This window comes from Streptomyces sp. MCA2 (assembly GCF_023544705.1).
Lineage (GTDB): Bacteria > Actinomycetota > Actinomycetes > Streptomycetales > Streptomycetaceae > Streptomyces > Streptomyces decoyicus.
Genome location: NZ_JAMJFM010000002.1, coordinates 265,891 through 281,616 on the forward strand (window position 1 = coordinate 265,891; position 15,726 = coordinate 281,616).

The 15,726-nt window shown below is 70.6% G+C and carries 13 protein-coding genes and 1 pseudogene; 11 read left to right on the plus strand and 3 right to left on the minus strand.

Annotation, left to right across the window (positions count from 1 at the left end; translation table 11 throughout):
* Nucleotides 1–98: 98 nt before the first annotated feature.
* Nucleotides 99–653, minus strand: a complete 555-nt coding sequence (locus tag M8I34_RS03025) for a YciI family protein (RefSeq protein ID WP_250047779.1) — start codon at nt 651–653, stop codon at nt 99–101.
* A gap of 406 nt (nt 654–1,059) precedes the next feature.
* Here M8I34_RS03025 and M8I34_RS03030 point away from each other — a divergent pair, with 406 nt between their 5' ends.
* The 7 genes and pseudogenes from M8I34_RS03030 (at nt 1,060) to M8I34_RS03055 (ending at nt 8,850) form a co-directional block, all read left to right on the plus strand.
* The gene (locus M8I34_RS03030; RefSeq protein WP_250047731.1) at nt 1,060–2,811 is read left to right on the plus strand and encodes a PKD domain-containing protein; all 1,752 of its coding nucleotides are present in this window, start codon (nt 1,060–1,062) and stop codon (nt 2,809–2,811) included.
* Nucleotides 2,812–3,100: 289 nt separating this feature from the next.
* Complete coding sequence (locus M8I34_RS41820; RefSeq protein WP_374210845.1) at nt 3,101–3,262, plus strand: putative leader peptide; 162 nt, start codon at nt 3,101–3,103, stop codon at nt 3,260–3,262.
* 346 nt (nt 3,263–3,608) lie between these two features.
* Nucleotides 3,609–3,926 (plus strand): annotated as a pseudogene (locus M8I34_RS03035) (ABC transporter ATP-binding protein); the annotation flags it as partial.
* Nucleotides 3,927–4,195: 269 nt separating this feature from the next.
* Nucleotides 4,196–4,933, plus strand: a complete 738-nt coding sequence (locus tag M8I34_RS03040) for an ABC transporter permease (protein WP_250047732.1) — start codon at nt 4,196–4,198, stop codon at nt 4,931–4,933.
* Between the two features lie 164 nt (nt 4,934–5,097).
* A complete protein-coding gene (locus M8I34_RS03045; protein WP_250047733.1) occupies nt 5,098–6,006 on the plus strand; it encodes a TauD/TfdA family dioxygenase in 909 nt (302 codons plus the stop codon).
* A 309-nt stretch (nt 6,007–6,315) separates the two neighbouring features.
* Nucleotides 6,316–7,161, plus strand: a complete 846-nt coding sequence (locus M8I34_RS03050; protein ID WP_250047734.1) for a helix-turn-helix domain-containing protein — start codon at nt 6,316–6,318, stop codon at nt 7,159–7,161.
* 177 nt (nt 7,162–7,338) lie between these two features.
* Nucleotides 7,339–8,850 (plus strand): serine/threonine-protein kinase, encoded by a 1,512-nt coding sequence (locus M8I34_RS03055; RefSeq protein WP_284049853.1) that lies wholly within the window; start codon nt 7,339–7,341, stop codon nt 8,848–8,850.
* A gap of 31 nt (nt 8,851–8,881) precedes the next feature.
* Here M8I34_RS03055 and M8I34_RS03060 read toward each other — a convergent pair whose 3' ends face one another.
* A complete protein-coding gene (locus M8I34_RS03060) occupies nt 8,882–9,931 on the minus strand; it encodes an HD domain-containing protein (protein ID WP_250047736.1) in 1,050 nt (349 codons plus the stop codon).
* Nucleotides 9,932–9,966: 35 nt separating this feature from the next.
* Complete coding sequence (locus tag M8I34_RS03065; protein ID WP_374210846.1) at nt 9,967–10,893, minus strand: MurR/RpiR family transcriptional regulator; 927 nt, start codon at nt 10,891–10,893, stop codon at nt 9,967–9,969.
* Nucleotides 10,894–11,018: 125 nt separating this feature from the next.
* Here M8I34_RS03065 and M8I34_RS03070 point away from each other — a divergent pair, with 125 nt between their 5' ends.
* From M8I34_RS03070 to M8I34_RS03085, 4 genes are read left to right on the plus strand one after another with little or no spacing between them, the layout of a single operon-like run.
* Nucleotides 11,019–12,176: a C45 family peptidase gene (locus tag M8I34_RS03070; protein ID WP_250047738.1), complete on the plus strand. Its 1,158-nt coding sequence runs from the start codon at nt 11,019–11,021 to the stop codon at nt 12,174–12,176.
* On the plus strand, nt 12,173–13,861 hold the full coding sequence (locus M8I34_RS03075) for an ABC transporter substrate-binding protein (protein WP_250047739.1): 1,689 nt from the start codon (nt 12,173–12,175) through the stop codon (nt 13,859–13,861). Before M8I34_RS03070 ends, M8I34_RS03075 begins: the two co-directional genes overlap by 4 nt.
* Nucleotides 13,862–13,867: 6 nt before the next feature.
* On the plus strand, nt 13,868–14,818 hold the full coding sequence (locus tag M8I34_RS03080; RefSeq protein WP_030081871.1) for an ABC transporter permease: 951 nt from the start codon (nt 13,868–13,870) through the stop codon (nt 14,816–14,818).
* Nucleotides 14,815–15,684 (plus strand): ABC transporter permease, encoded by an 870-nt coding sequence (locus M8I34_RS03085; protein WP_250047740.1) that lies wholly within the window; start codon nt 14,815–14,817, stop codon nt 15,682–15,684. The genes M8I34_RS03080 and M8I34_RS03085 overlap by 4 nt, the downstream gene beginning before the upstream one ends.
* The last annotated feature ends 42 nt before the right edge of the window (nt 15,685–15,726 follow it).

Sequence of the window (15,726 nt, forward strand, 5' to 3'; positions counted from 1 at the left end):
CTCAGGGCCTGGGCGGCGGCTCAGGGCCTGGGCGGCGACAGTTCAGCGCCCGGACTGACGGCTGACACAGTGTCGTGCAAGGCCGGCGACGCCTCCGCTCATGACCGCCCGCCGAACTGCCATCTGTGGACCTCGATGTCGGCGTACCGGTCGGAGGGGAGAACGGCGCGTGCCGTGTCCGGGTCCGGCGCCCGTACCAGCGCCGCCGTGCCCAGCCAGGTGGCGCCGTCGTCGGACAGCAGCGGCCCGTACGCGATCAACTCGTCCTGCTCGGGCGGCATCTCGAGGTCGGCGGCCTGCTCTGTGCCGAGGCCGAAGCCGAGCACCAGGTACCGGTTGTCACCGGTGTCGCCAGCGGGGAATTCCCACATGGTGCGGCCCAGCGTGTTGTGCCACCGGCGCAGCATGACGTCGCGGTACACGCCTGCCTGGTAGCCGGGCTCGCCGAAGGCGAACGTGCGGGCGGCGGTGGGACCCGGCAGGTCGACGATGTGGACGCTGCCGGTGGGCGTGTCGCCGTCGCTGGTGAGGGTCGGGCCGCGGGCGATCATCTCCGCTGCGTACCGGTCCATGTAGGACCAGTGCTCTTCCAGCAGCTCATTACGCAGCTCCAGGGAACCGGGCCGGTCGCGGTGGTAGCAGAAGAACTCCATGCCGACAGTCTTCATCACCGGCACACCGGCGCACCTGCACACCTGCACACCGGCGCACCTGCACACCTGCACACCGCCGCATCGATTTCGGTGAGTGGGACTTCCCCGCTCCGGCCGTCGGCTGCTCGATACCTGCTACTCGATCTGCGGCCCACTGCCTTGCACTGCGGAACGTAACTACAGGTAAGTGATCAGTTTCACGCAGTGTGGGGCTCCGCTCGCGGTCCACGCAGGCCGCCCGGCTGCGATCATCCCTAGCGACGCGGGACTCAGTTGGTTCCGCAGAGGCTTGAGTGACTTAAATGACGGCGAAAACAGGGGTGTTGGCGTGAAATTAGCGTGGTCGCGGTGGGTTGCGCCGAGGCGGGCGGGCACCGGCGCGGGTTCCATTCCGAAGGGGCCGGGAGTGGCCCGCCGCGCGTGGGCGGCGAGGCGTGTCGCGGCGGTCGGCGCAGTCGCCGTACTCCTCGGCCAGCTCCTCGGCGGACACCCCGCCGCGGCGCAGGCCGGCGTCTTGCCGGGATCGGCGTTCCCCCTCGTCCTCGACGTGGACCTGACGCCGAATCCGGTGTGCAGCGGAGCCGTGCACGGCCGGGTGCAGGTGTATGACCCCGCCGCGGCGAAGGCCGGAGCCACCGTGGAGTGGCGCGTGCGGGCCGGTGAGCAGCAGCTGGCCGGCGGGCGCCTCGCCATGGCCGCCCATGTCGGCACGGCGGAGTTCAGCATCCCCTTCGACCGGGTGCCCGCGGCCGAGACCGCCCTACAGGTCGACGCCCGCATCGCCGCCTCGTCCGGCCATGGCCCCGGGCGCTACGGCAAGGTCTGGCGGGACACGGTACGCCGGGGGTGCGATCCGGTGCGGGTGGCGTCCGTCGGTGACTCCGTAGTCTGGGGGCAGGGTCTGGACCACGATCAGAAGTTCCCTTATCTGACGGGTCAGTTGCTCGGCCGCGAGACCGGCCGGGGCCATCAGCAGATGGACTACTCGATTTCCGGCGCGGTGCTCGACGCGCCCGAGCTGCCCGCGGGCAACGATGACGCGGCCTGTCTGCGCACGACCGAGAAGCAGGACCCGGACGGCGACGGGGAGATGGAGTTCGGCGAGGTCACCCAGCAGATGCCGGACGTCTTCTGCCAACTGGAAAAGGCGGGCGCGCAGGCGCGGGCGGGCGGTTACGGCCTCGATCTGGTCGTGATCAACGGGTGCATCAACGACCTCGACCCCTTCTTCGGCATCGGCGTCGGCATCACCCCCGGCTCGGGAAACCTGCCCGAGGCGGTGAAGCGCGAGTGCTCCGGCATCGGCGCGGCAGCGGAGAACCCGGCCAAGGACGTGCCCTACTTCAGCGGCGCGAAGGTCGGATACGGCGGACGCGGGATGCAGGCGGCGATCGAGAAGGCCCACTCCCTGCCGGGACGGCCGAAGGTGATCGTGGCCGACTTCTACTACGCGTTGAGCCGCAGCAGTTCTCCGATCCCCGTGAAGACCTGCTCGACCCCGGGCATCGCCGGTACGCGGCTGACCTCCTGCAAGGGCGCCCTCGGCAGCGTGGCCGAGCGCTATGAGCAGTACACCCAACTGGCCAATGCGGCCTACCATCAGGCGGCGGCCGCCGCCAACGAGTCGTCCAAGGACGGTCCGTATGCGGTTGCGGCCGACGGGCTGTTCACCGTGGACAATGCCCTGCTCACCCGGGACTCCAAGGTCTGGGGCACTCCGGTGACCGACCCGGCGTTCCCGCTGCGCACACGGGCCTGCCCCGAGCTCAGCGCGACTCCGGCGCAGTGTCTGACCGCGGCCGTCGCTCATCCCGACATCGAGGGCGCCCGGCAGTACGCCGACGCCTTTCTCCTCAACCCGAGTGTGCGCGAGTGGTTCCACCTCCCCCGGCAGGGGCCCCGGGCGCAGCTGAACATCGCGGAGAGCGCGCACGTCGGCAGTGAGGTGCGCATGTCGGTGACGGTGGACGGAAAGCCGCCCGCCCCCGGGTACCGCTACCACTGGTACTTCGGCGACGGTACGCAGCAGGAGACGAGCGCGGCGGACGTCACCCATGCGTACGACCGTAAGGGGCCCTGGCTGTCACGGCTCGTGATGACTGGGCAGGATGGAAGGAAGGCCCTGGTCGAGGCCGCTCGGGCCATCACCACGGACTGAAGGCTCCGGAAAGGGGGGCGGCTCGCAGGCGCGGGCCGCCCCTCGGCATGAGCGTGCGGACATCGGTCAACGATCAACGTCCCATGAACCAATGACCGATGAGAGCAATGACCACTGGCCACTGACCCCTGACCCCTGACCACTCCACGGTCTCGACGCGCCGCCGATGAGTGACGTTTGCGTTGTCGGTTTCTTTCCGGGGTTATGGAAATGTCAGCGCTTCCAGGTGCGCCCGGCCCTCGCGAGGCGCGGCGTCTTCGCGCGGTTGTGAACGACGTGCTTCACGCGCATGACAGTGCATTCGGAATGTGAGACGCATCCGGAAGAATCGTTGACGTGGCTGATATTCGCTGCCAACCTCTCGAGTGTGAGCCAGTCCGAGAAATTCGCCGCCCGCCTGCACGTCGATCTGCGACGCCAGGCCAGCGCCATCTGTGCCGCTGCCAGCTGAGGACCGTCCAGTATTCCTGCCGGCCGGTGCCGTCTCCTGACTCCACTCCTTCCACGGTGCGCGTGCACGCCAGGCCGCTGATGCGGCCGGTGACGTGTCACGCCTGATGATCCCGTCTGTCCGCGTCGTCGGACGGCCCGTTCGGCGCAGCTGTCGGCACCGTGGGCACCGTGGGTTTCTCACCCGTTTCCGTGAAGAGCGGATTGGTCGCCGGCCATTCCCGGCGAGGCCCTATTCCCCCTTGGGTGTTTGTCCTGCCCTGCTGAAAACCCGGGCACACCAATTCCGGCAAGGGCCCTTATCGCGTCAGCCCCTCTCTTCCAGCAGCTCAGGAAAAGCTCTCCAGTTCGCCGCGCTGGACGCCCAGACCAGGGAGTCGTTGCAGGGCGAACTGCTGCGGATCTGGCAGCGCACCGGAAAGACGGTCGTCTTCATCACGCACGGGATCGAGGAGGCCGTCTATCTGGGGCAGCGGGTCGTCGTCATGACCTCCCGGCCCGGCCGGATCAAGCAGGTCGTGCCGATCGCCTTCGACTCCCGCACGGCGACGGACGACCTCCGCTCCAGTACCGAGTTCGCACGCTACCGGCACGAGATCTGGTCGCTGCTGCACGACGAGGTGGCCAGGGCCCAGCAGTTGGAGAAGGAGGCGGTTTCCGTATGAGCCCCGCAACCGGCACAAGCACGCCCACCGACACCGACACCAGCACCAGCACCAGCACCAGCACCAGCACCAGCACCAGCACCCCAAACGGTACGGCGGACCGGGAAGACCCTGACGCCCGGCGCGGCGAGCGTCGCCGAAACCACCGCAGCTACCCCGGCCCCTTCCGCCCTGCATCCTTCCCTCCAGTCCCCTTCGGCGCAGCCCCCTCCGGTCCAATCCCCTCCCGTCCAATCCCCTCCCGTTCAGTCCCCGCCCCTCCCTCCTCCATGCCGCCCCCCGCACCACCACCTGGCGCACGCCGAGGATCCGGCTCGACGGCGCGCCTCCGCCGGGCGGCCCGCCGGCTGCCGTACCTGCTGCTGAAGGGGGCCACCAAGTCCGCGGCGGTGGTCGCCCTGCTGCTCCTGTGGGAGGCCGCCCCTCGACTCGGTCTGGTCGACCGGACGTTCCTGCCTCCGTTCAGCGAGGTCGCCGGTGCCTGGTGGGAGCTGGCGGCCGACGGCCGGCTGGCCGACAACGCGGGTGCCAGCCTGGCGCGGTCGTTCAGCGGATTCGCTCTGGCCGTGGTAGTCGCCGTTCCGCTCGGTCTGCTGATCGGCTGGTACCGGCCGGTCGCCGACCTGCTCGGTCCGCTGCTCGAGGTGTTCCGCAACACGGCCGCGCTCGCCCTGCTGCCGGCCCCCACGCTGCTCCGCCTGGCCAGGTCGATGGATCTGTCCGCGCCGCACCTGTTCCAGAAGGTCATCCTGCCGTCCTCGGTACCGGTCATGTTCACCGGCATCCGGCTGGCCGGAGCGGCGTCGGTCCTGGTGCTGGTGGCCGCCGAGATGATCGGCGCCAAGGCCGGTCTGGGCTATCTGATCAACGCCTCGCAGTACAACTTCGCGATCCCGCAGATGTACGCGGGCATTCTCACGATCTCCGCCATCGGCGTGGCCTTCAACCAGTTCCTGGTGACCGTGGAACGGCGGCTCAGCTCCTGGCGCGTCCCCGCCCCCGGCTGACCCGGCGCCCCGGCCTGGCAGGCCGCCCCGCTCCCGCTCCGAGGAGCCCTCGTGGCCTCAGAAAGGGATCCGACGCCGCAACTCAACTCTCCCCACCTCACCTCACCTCACCTCACCCAACAGAAATCTCACTACCCATCACCTCCTGAACGGAGAAACCGCGCATGACCGCCACCGGCAGCAGCACCAGCTTCGACATCCGCAGGATCGGGGGACGCATCGGCGCCGAGATCATCGGCGTGGAGCTCACCTCCGACCTCGACCCCGCCCTCGTCACCGAGATCAACTCCGCGCTCCTGGAACACAAGGTGCTGGTCTTCCGTAACCAGCAGCTCGACGATGCCGGTCAGCTCCGCTTCGCCTCCCTCTTCGGCGAGCTCACCACCGCGCACCCCACCGTCCCCTCCGTCGACGGGCAGCCCAACATCCTGCCCGTCGACGGAGACGAGGGCATCCGGGCCAACCGGTGGCACACCGATGTCACCTTCGTCCGCACTCCCCCGAAGGCGTCCACGCTGCGCAGCATCGTGGTCCCGCCCTACGGCGGCAACACCCTCATCGCCAACACGGCCGCTGCCTACCGCGATCTGCCCGAGCCGCTGCGCGAGCTGGCCGACAAGCTGCGGGCGGTCCACACCAACGACTACGACTATGCCGCCCCGAGGAGCGAGAAAGCCGCCGAGCACCGCAAGCAGTTCGTCTCGCGGAAGTACCGCACCGAACACCCCCTGGTACGCGTTCACCCCGAGTCCGGGGAACGGGGGCTGTTCATCGGCGGCTTCGCCCAGAGCATCGTCGGCCTCGGGCCGTCCGATTCGCGTGACCTGCTGCGCCTGTTCCAGTCCTACGTCACCCGCCCCGAGAACGTCGTGCGGGTGTCCTGGACTCCCGGCGACCTCGTCCTGTTCGACAACCGCATCACCCAGCACTACGCCCCCGACGACTACGGCGACCTGCCGCGCCTGCTGCACCGGGTGACCGTGGCCGGCGATGTCCCGGCCGGTATCGACGGCAGGCTCAGCCACGCCGTCGAAGGCGACGACGCCGCCCACTACACACCCGCCGCCGCCTGAGTCCGTGCGTCGGGGCGGAGACCGGCAGGCCCGGTCATTGCGGTGTCGTCCTCTCTCTCGGTCAGGGTTCGCCGGGGGCACAGTGCCGACCCGGCGCTCGAACGGGGGCGGGCGGTGTCGCGGCGGTCGATGCCGGGGGGGGCGGCAACGAAGCGGCCGCCCGCGACCACGGCGCCCTGTCGCCCCGCCACCCCCGTAGACCCCATCACCCCCGAGTCTCAACCCCACACAAGCCGCTGACCAGGGACGTTCGTTGCCTGGGTGCCACACACCCAGGCAACACACCGCTCGGTTGCTTAGCCTGGGGGCATGTCCGACAACGTCCTGGGAGATTTCCTGCGCGCCCGGCGCTCCGGCCTGCGGCCCGAAGACATCGGTATGGCGAGCTACGGCGTGCGGAGAGTCGCCGGTCTACGTCGTGAGGAAGTGGCGGTTCTGGCCGGAGTGAACGTCGACTACTACACCCGCCTCGAACAAGGCCGGGAACGGCATCCCTCGCCCCAGGTCCTCGACGCCCTCAGCCGCGCCCTCCACCTCGACACCGACGCCGGCGCCCACCTCTACCGGCTGGCCGGCACCACACCGATCGGCGGCCCTGTGCCGCAGCGGGACGCGGTCAGCCCGGCACTGCGCCAGCTCATGGACGGCTACCCCCACACCCCGGCCTTCGTCCTGAGCCGCACCCTGGACATCCTGGCCACCAACGCCCTGGCCGACGCTCTGTTCGCGCCCTTCGACCCGGCGGACAATCTCGCCCGTATGACCTTCCTCGACCCGGCCGGCCGCGACTTCTACACCCGCTGGGACTGGACCGCACAGGTCACCGTGGCCAACCTTCGTCAGGCGGCCGGTTTTGAGCCCGACAATCCGCGGCTCGACGCGCTCGTCGGCACATTGAGCGAGCAGAGCAGCGCGTTCGCGGCTCTGTGGCAGGCCCACAACGTGCGCGGCAAGACCCAGGAGGCCAAACGGCTCAACCACCCCGAGGTCGGTCCGCTCACCCTCACCTACCAGGCCTTTGACGTCCGCGACGCACCCGGCCAGCAACTCGTCATCTACCACGCCGAACCCGGCAGCCCCGATGCCGAAGCGCTGTCCCTGCTCGGCGCCATCGACGCCACCCGGCGGCAGACCGTACGAGACCCGCAACCGTAGAACAAGCGGCCAAGCCACGAGTCGGAGTCGTCCCGCGGGGCAGGCGTACCGCTACGAGGGGGACGGGCCGCGCCGCGCTCGCTCGTTCTCCGGCTCTGCGAACCCCGCCGTGGTCATCGGCCGGACACCCCCTAGGGTGAGACCTCGGAAATCTGAGTGAGCTGGATGGGGAGCTTGATGGAGCCGTTGGACGCTGCGGACCCACGGGCCGCCGGACCGTACCAGCTGATAGGGCGTCTGGGCTCGGGTGGGATGGGCCGGGTGTTCGTCGGAGAATCCGTGACGGGGCGGCGGGTTGCCGTGAAGCTCGTACGGGAGGATCTGGCGGCCACGCCCGGGTTCCGCGACAGGTTCCGGCGCGAGGCCAAGCTCGCGATGCGGGCGGGCGGATTCTGGACCGCGCCGGTCGTCGACGCGGACCCGGACGCCACCATGCCATGGATCGCCAGCCAGTACGTCGACGGCCCCTCGCTCGCCGAACACGTCATCCAGCAGGGCCCGTTGGACGAGGCCGAGGTGTGCAGGCTCGGTACCGGACTGGCCGAGGCCATCGGCTCGTTCCACCGAGGCGGCCTCGTCCACCGCGACCTCAAGCCCTCCAATGTCCTGCTCGTCGACGACGGTCCGAGGGTCATCGACTTCGGCATCTCCAAGGCCCTGGAGACCACCGGCGGTACCGATCTGACCAAGGCCGGGACCGTCCTCGGCACACCTGGCTTCATGTCGCCGGAGCAGGCGCTGGGGCAGCCGGTGGGCCCGCCCTCGGATGTCTTCTCGCTCGGCTCCCTGCTCGTCTACGCGGCCACCGGCGCCGGAGCCTTCGGTGACGGGTCCTCCCACGCGCTGCTGTTCCGGGTGGTGTACGAGGCAGCCGATCTCAGCGCGGTACCGGACGGGCTGCGGGGGCTGGTGCAGGACTGTCTGCACAAGTCTCCGGAGGCCCGGCCCACCGCCGATGCGCTCCTCGCACGTCTCGCGGGAATGCCGCGCGCGACGATCCCCGACCCGCGCATCGCGCCGAGGGCCGTGGCGAAGACCGCCACCTCGGTTTCCGACGCGGAGGCCCTGGCGCCCACCGGGCCGCAGCAAGCGAGCCCACCGGCCACGACCGAGCCGCCCAGGCCGGCACCGCGCGGGCGCCGGCCGGTTGCCGAACCGCCGGCCACCCTCCCCACCTTCACCGTGGAGAAATGGGGCCTCGCGGCGTGCCGGCGCCGCATGCGACGGCCGGCCGCGTCGGCGTTGACGGTCGCCGGCTTCCTGCTCTTCGTCGGAGTGCTGACCGAAGGGGCCCCGGCCGCGTTCGCGTTGGTGTTCCTCGTCATGCTGCTGCATCTGCTCTACGGGCTGAAGGTCTCGTTGCCGCTCCTCAGGCCCAGGGCACTGCGGGTCGGAGCAGAGGGGCTCTTCGTACGGCACGGCCCGCACACGCTCGCGGTGCCCTGGCAGGACATCTCCTCCGTCACGCTCACCGGAGAGCGGAACAGGCACAGCATCGCCGTGACGGCAGCCCTCGAAGAAGGAACGCGCACCCGGGTCCCCGCCCCGCTCCACGCCGGGACGGGTGTGCTGACGTGCACGATCCTCTCCTCCGCGAGGAACGAGACGGGCACCCGCCTGGACGGTCTCGATACCGCACTGCGGCACTTCGCGGGCAGCCGCTACCAGTCGCTTCCCACCGCGGGCTGACGACCGCGGCAGGGACTGTTCAGGTCGGCACTCAGCTCCACCGGACGCGGAACGTGGTGGGCAACGACCTCAGGGCGTCCAGCTCAGCCGCCAGCTCGGGGGCGGATACCTCGATCCGCTGCCCCTCCACCAGCGGCGCGGAGCGGTAGATCTTGCGCAGTGAGAAGTCCCCACCAGAGCTGTCCCCGGGTGCGCGTCCGGCCGTGACCCGCAACCGATGCAGCTCGTAGCGGATCATGGCGCTCTCCGCTCGCGTGGCGGCGCAGGAGTCGAACGCCGACCACAGCTGCGGATCAGTCATCCGGGCGAGCCGGTCCGGGTCGAGGGTCGTGTGGTCGAGCAGTCGGCAGGCCAGACGCCGGACCGCCGAGACCGGACCCACGTTGTCCCACGAGGTGTGCAGCCGTGCTTCCGCGCAGACCAAGCCGACAAGGGAGGCGGCGGTCGCGCGGTCGGCTGACACCGCGGCCTCCTTGAGGTCGAGCCGGCGCAGCATGACGGCCGGATCGGTATCGAGACGCCCGGCGGCACGCCCACTGCGCACATAGGAATCGAGATGGTCGAGATTCAGCAAGCCGGAGCGGTTGGTCAGTGGCGAGGGCGGCTGCACGCCGAGGGCGGCGGTGACGGCCTCGGCGCTGATCCCATGCTTCTCCAGCGCAGGACGGAGGGGGTCGGTCCGCAGCAACTGCAAGCCGAGGGCGTGGTGGTCGAGGCCGGAGATGCCTTCGAGGGTGTGACTCAACGGCAGGTGGCCGATGTCGTGCAACAATGCCGCGACCCGGAGAAGTTCGTCTTCCGGACGGAAGTGCGCGACCAGCGCGAGTACACCGAGGGTGTGCTCGAGTCTGGAGTAGGACTGCAAGGTGCTGAGCGCCGAGGCCCCGCCGTGCGCGACGAAGTGCAGGCGCCGTAGCGGTGCGGTGCGCAGCAGGTCGACTTCCACGGGGTTCAGGCGGACGGGTATCCGCCACAGTGGGTCGGTGAACACCGGGGACAGGCCTATGACGTTGGTCGGGACGGGCCCTGCGGCGGCAGCCACGGAGCCCTGCGGCGAACTCTGATCCTTTTGGTCATCCACCGGGTCACTGTAGGGCGACGTCGCCTGCTGCCTCCCTAGGACGACGGGTCCCTCCGCACCCGCGTCCTCACCCCGGGCGGCAGCAACTGTTCGCGCAGTGCGGTCAGTTGATGGGAGGTCTCCACCGCGCGGGTCTCGTCCAGCGTGGTCAGGGCGAGCAGCAGGGCGTCGGCGATGACCAGGCCGGTCAGTGACTCGGCGGTGATGCCGGTGGGGGTGTGCGGCGCGGTCAGTACGGCTTCGACGCGGCCTTCGAAGGCGTGGCCGAGTTCATCGGTGACGAAGACGACCTTGGCGCCGACCGCGCGGGCGCGCTCGACCAGCACGGTGAACTCCGTCAGCGGGCGCCCCGGCTGGAAGACCACCGCCGCGTCGCCGCGTCCCAGTGGCAGCAGCGCATCGGCGAACGCGAAGCCCGTCGCGCCCAGGAAGCGGGCCCGGCGGCCGGTCCGGGCGAGCATCAGGGCGAGGTGCCGGGCGGCGATCTCGGAGGCTGCGACGCCGTAGCAGAACACCTCCCCGGCCGGGGCGAGCGCGGCGACCGCGCGCTGGAAGGACTCGGCGTCGGTCAGCCGCCGGGCGTGCCCGATCCGTTCCGCCGCTTCGTCGAAGACGTCGTCCCAGATGCCCGCGAGGTCCTTGCCGACATGGGCGATGCGCTGTCGCAGCCGGACCTCGGGGGCGACGGCAGTGGTGAAGTCGGTGGTCAGATCGCGCTTGAGGGCGGGCAGGCCCGCGTAGCCGATGCGCTGGAGGGCGCGTACGACGGTGGCGTTGCTGGTGCCGCTGGCGGTCCCCAGCTCCTGCGCGCTGGCGAAGAGCAACTGCTCGGGCTCGGCCCCCACGAGGTACTGGGCCACTGCGCGCTCGGAGGTGGAGAGCTCGTCCCAGGCGTCGCGGACGGCGGCTCGCAGCCGCGTCAGGCCGGTGCCCTCACCCACGGACTCTTCTGGAATCCCCATTACAACCCTTGACTTTCATGAGACCGGCATTACTCTCCTGGACAACATGTTCCAAGAGACCCACTTGCTGAAATCGACGTTACAGCACCATGCGTCCCGGCACCGGGTCCTGCGCAGGGAGAGACATGGCACAGCGCACCCTTCCGGTCATCGAGATCGCCGGTTCGCCGGCCGAGCGAGGCCGCCAGTACGGCGAGGCGGTGCGCGACCGCATCCACGCCGCGACCGCGTACTACGAAGCCGCCTTCGGCGCCTCCAGCGGGCTGACCTGGCAGCAGGTCACCGCCCGTGCCGCCCGCTGGCTGGCGCCGGTCCGCGACTACGCACCTCACCTGGTCGAGGAGATGCAGGGCATCGCCGACGGCGCGTCCGTCGACCTGCTCGACATCCTCGCCCTCAACGCCCGCGGCGAGGTCATGTACGACAAGTCCTTCGCCAAGATCAGCGAGGCGGCCCTGGCGGACGACGAGGAGCCCGCCGAGGGCTGCACCTCCTACGCCGCCTACGGGGAGGCCAGCGGCGACGGCCATGTCTACGCCGGGCAGAACTGGGACTGGCGGGCCGGCGTCGCCGACACCGTCGTGCTGATCCGGATCGTCCAGCCGCCCAAACCGACCCTGATCATGCAGGTCGAAGCCGGGCAGATCGGCCGCCAGGGCGCCAGCTCGGCCGGTATCGCGCTCAACGCCAACGGGCTCGGCGGGCGGTTCGACGACGCGATCGGACTGCCGCAGACCGTCGTACGGCGCAGTGTCCTGGACCAGGTCAGCATCACCGACGCCCTCGAAGTGCTGTGCCGCACCCGCGCGCACATCGCCAGCAACGCACTGCTGACCTGTCGCGAGGGATTCGCCGTCGACCTGGAGACCACTCCGGCCGGACACGGCTGGATGTATCCGACCGACGGGCTCCTGGTGCACGGCAACCACTACCAGGCCGGCGTGCCGGCCGCGCTCGCCGCCGAGTACCGCCCGATGTCGTCCGACTCCCTCCTGCGGGTCCCGCGCGCCGAGGCCGGGCTGCGGGCACTGCGTACGTCCACCGGACCCGACGAGTCGCGCAAGATCATCCGGCAGGCGATGTCGGACCACCTCGGCCACCCCGAGTCGCTGTGCACCCACCCCGATTCCCGGAAGCAGGCACTTCGGCACTGGACGACGCTGGTCTCCTCGTGCGTGGATCTGACCAGCGGCGAATACCACGCCACCGCCGGCACCCCCTGCGAGCACGAGTACCAGCGGGCGCCGTGGAACCTCTACGACGGACCGGGGGCCCACCGATGAAGCGCATACCCCGGCGGCCGGCCACTCCCCTGCTGGCCGCGGCCGTCGCCGCCCTCGCCCTGGGCGCGGCGGGGTGCAGCGGCGCCACCCACGCCCTCGGCGGCGGCAAGCCCCTGAACGCCGCCGACCTCAAGCTCACCCCCACGACCACCCAGGCCACCGGACGGCTCGGCAGCGTCAACTGGCTGCTGGAGGACGAACCGGACTCCCTCGATCTGGACACCCAGGGCACCAGCGCCGGCCGGACGGTCCTCACCAACGTCTGCGAGCGGCTCTACCAGCTTCAGCCCGATATGTCCGTCCGCCCCTTCCTCGCCCGCAAGGTCACCCGCCCCGACCCCACCACCCTGGTGCTGAACCTGCGCGACGACGTCACCTTCCACGACGGCGCGAAGATGACCGCCGACGACGTGCTGTGGAGCCTGAAACGGCACGCCGACCCGGACATGGAGCAGGCCGACGAGTTCGGCAACGTCAAGAAGATGGCCAAGACGGGTCCGCACGAGATCACCGTGACGTTCAAGCAGCCCGACGCCCTCTTCACCAAGGCGCTCGCGGGCGATGCGGGGCTGGTCTACCACCGCAGCGAGGTGCAGGCGGCCGGCAAGGAGTTCGGTACCCCGGGGCGCGGCGACGCCTGCTCGGGCCCGTATGAGCTCAAGAGCTGGAAGTCGGGTGACTCGCTCACCATCCGCCGCTACGACGGCTACTGGGGCAGCAAGCCCCTGACTCGGCAGGTCGTCTTCCGCTGGGCCTCCGACAGCGCCTTCGTCAACGCCCTGACCACCGGCGCCGCCGACGGCGGCTACGCCGAATCCCCCAACACCGCCGCCGCGCTGGCCGGCCGCAAGGGGCTCAGCGAGCACTACGGCCCCAGCACCGCCTCCCTCGCCCTCATCCCCACCGAGCGCGGCGGCCTCAAGGACCCCGCGATCCGCCGCGCGCTGTCCCTCGCTCTGGACCGCGCCGGCATCGCCGCCTCCGGCTACGGCGGCCTCGTCCAGCCCTGGGCCACCCCCGTCGGCTCCGGTGCCTGGGGCTATGCGAAACCCGCATTCGCCGCGGCGCAGCGGAAGCTGAACGCCGCCGCCCCCGAGCGGCCGGACGCCGCCGACCTCGCGCGGGCCAGGAAGCTGGTGAAGGAGGCCAGGGCGCCCGCCGAACCGATCGTCATCGGCACGGACGCGAGCCAGGGGCGCACCGTCATCGCCAACGCGGTGCGCGCCGCGCTCCAGCGCATCGGGCTCGCCGGAGTGATCAAGACCGTGCCGACCGCCCAGTTCGAGGAGTTCTACAGCTCCCCGCAGGCCCGCTCGGAGATCGATGTGCTGGTCGGCGACTGGTACATCTCCAAGAGCGACCCGATGGGCTTCTACGACAACGCCCTCTCGGACAGCCCCAACAACTGGGTCGGCTTCAAGAGCCGTTCGTACGACAGCACGGTGCACCGGGCGATGCGCACCCTGGACGACGGAGCGCGCGCCCGGCTCGCCGTACAGGTGCAGAAGGAGTTCGCCGACGCGGCGGTGTGGATCCCCGTCGCGCAGGTGCCCGCCGTGCTCGTCCTCAAGGACGGGCTGACCGGGCCGCCCGCCTCACAGGCCCACCTCTATTACCCATGGGCCGCCGAGCTGGGTACCGAACCCGGGTCCGCCCCCTCCCGCCAGCCCCCAGGGAAGGACTGAACCACCGTGGTCCGCAGACTCGTACGGCGCATCGCCGGCCTGATCGCGACGCTGTTCGCCGCCTCCTTCGTCATCTTCGCGTCCGTCTACGCCGCCCCCGGGGACCCGGCGGTCTTCCTCGCCGGCGGCCGCGACAAGCTCACCCCCGAGAAACTCGCCACCGTCCGCGCGCAGTACCACCTCGACGAACCGCTGGTCGTCCAGTACGGCCGGTGGCTGTGGGACTGCGTGCACACCGACCTGGGGCGGTCCTTCCGATACGGCGACCAGGTGGCCGATCTGCTGGCCGCCCGGCTGCCCACCACCCTCGAACTCGTTGCTTACGCGACGGTGCTGTTCGTCCTGCTGGGCGTCGGCGCGGGGGTGCTGGCGGCGGTCCGCCGCGGCTGGGTGGACTCCGCCGTCGTCGGCGCGACCACCCTCGCCGGCTCCGTCCCCTCCTTCGTCGCCGCCATCGCGCTGATCTCGCTCTTCGGGGTGCAGCTCGGCTGGTTCCCGGTGACCGGCGGCGGAACGGGCTTCGCGGGAACGGTCCATCACCTCACCCTGCCCGCCCTGTCGATGGCACTGGGCGCGCTGGCGATCATCAGCCGGGTCACCCGGCAGGCCATGCTGGACGCCGCGGCCGCCGACCATGTGGAGGTCGCCCGTGCCTGTGGCGTCCCCGAACGCGAGATCGTGCTGCGGCATGTGCTGCGCAACGCCCTCGGGCCGATCGTCACGATGTGCGGTCTGGTCACCGCCGGAATGCTGGCCGGCACCGTCGTCATCGAGACCGCCTTCGGGATCAGCGGCATCGGCTCGCTGCTCGTCGGGGCCATCAACACCCATGACTTCCCGGTCGCCCAGGCCGTCCTGCTGCTGATGGTCACCGGCTACATCCTCGCCACCACCGTCGTCGACCTCGTGCACCCGCTGCTCGACCCGCGGATCAAGGCCGCAAGGAGCACCGTATGACCTCCCTCAGCCCGGCGGCCGGGCCCGGCCCCGCAGTTGCCGCCGCCCCCCGCCCGCGGAGCAAGCGTCCGGTCGGTCCCACGGCCGCCGCCGGTTTCCTCGCGCTGGTGGTGCTCGCCGCGCTCGGTGCGCCGCTGCTCGCCCCGTACGCGCCGGACGCCATCGACCTGTCGTCCTCGCTCACCGGCACCGGCCGGGAGCATCTGCTGGGCACCGACGCCTCCGGCCAGGACCTGCTCAGCCGGGTCCTGTACGGGGCCAGGACCAGCCTGATCGCACCGCTGCTGCTGCTCGCGCTGGCCGCCGCGCTGGGCGTCACCCTGGGCACCGTCGCCGCCTGGCGCGGCGGCTGGGTCGACACCCTGCTCAGCCGGGTCACCGACGTCATGTACGCCTTTCCCGGGCTGCTGTTCGTCGTGCTGATCATCGCGGTCTTCGGCTCCGGCATCACCACCTCGGTGCTCGCCCTGGGGCTGGCCTTCGCCCCCACCATCGCCAAGTACACCCGCAGCATCGCCCTCGCCGAACGCGCCAAGCCCTATATCGACGCCTACCGCGTCCAGGGCATGGGCGGTGCCCGGATCTGTGTCCGCCACCTCGTCCCCAACCTCGGCCGGTCCCTCGTCGGCTACCTCGTCGTCCTCTTCGGGGAGGCCCTGATGAGCCTGGCCACGCTCAGCTATCTGGGCTTCGGAACCCAGCCGCCCAGCTCCGACTGGGGGCTGATGGTGCAGGAGGGCCAGGCCGCGATCGTCCAGGGGGCGCTGCTGCCGGCCATGGTGCCGGGCTGTGCCGTGGCCGCCGTCGTGGTGGCCTTCAATGTCGCCGGTGTCCGGGCCGCCGACCGACTCGCCGCCAAGGGATAGCCACCATGCCGAACCCGACCACGCACCCCGCCGCCGCCCCGT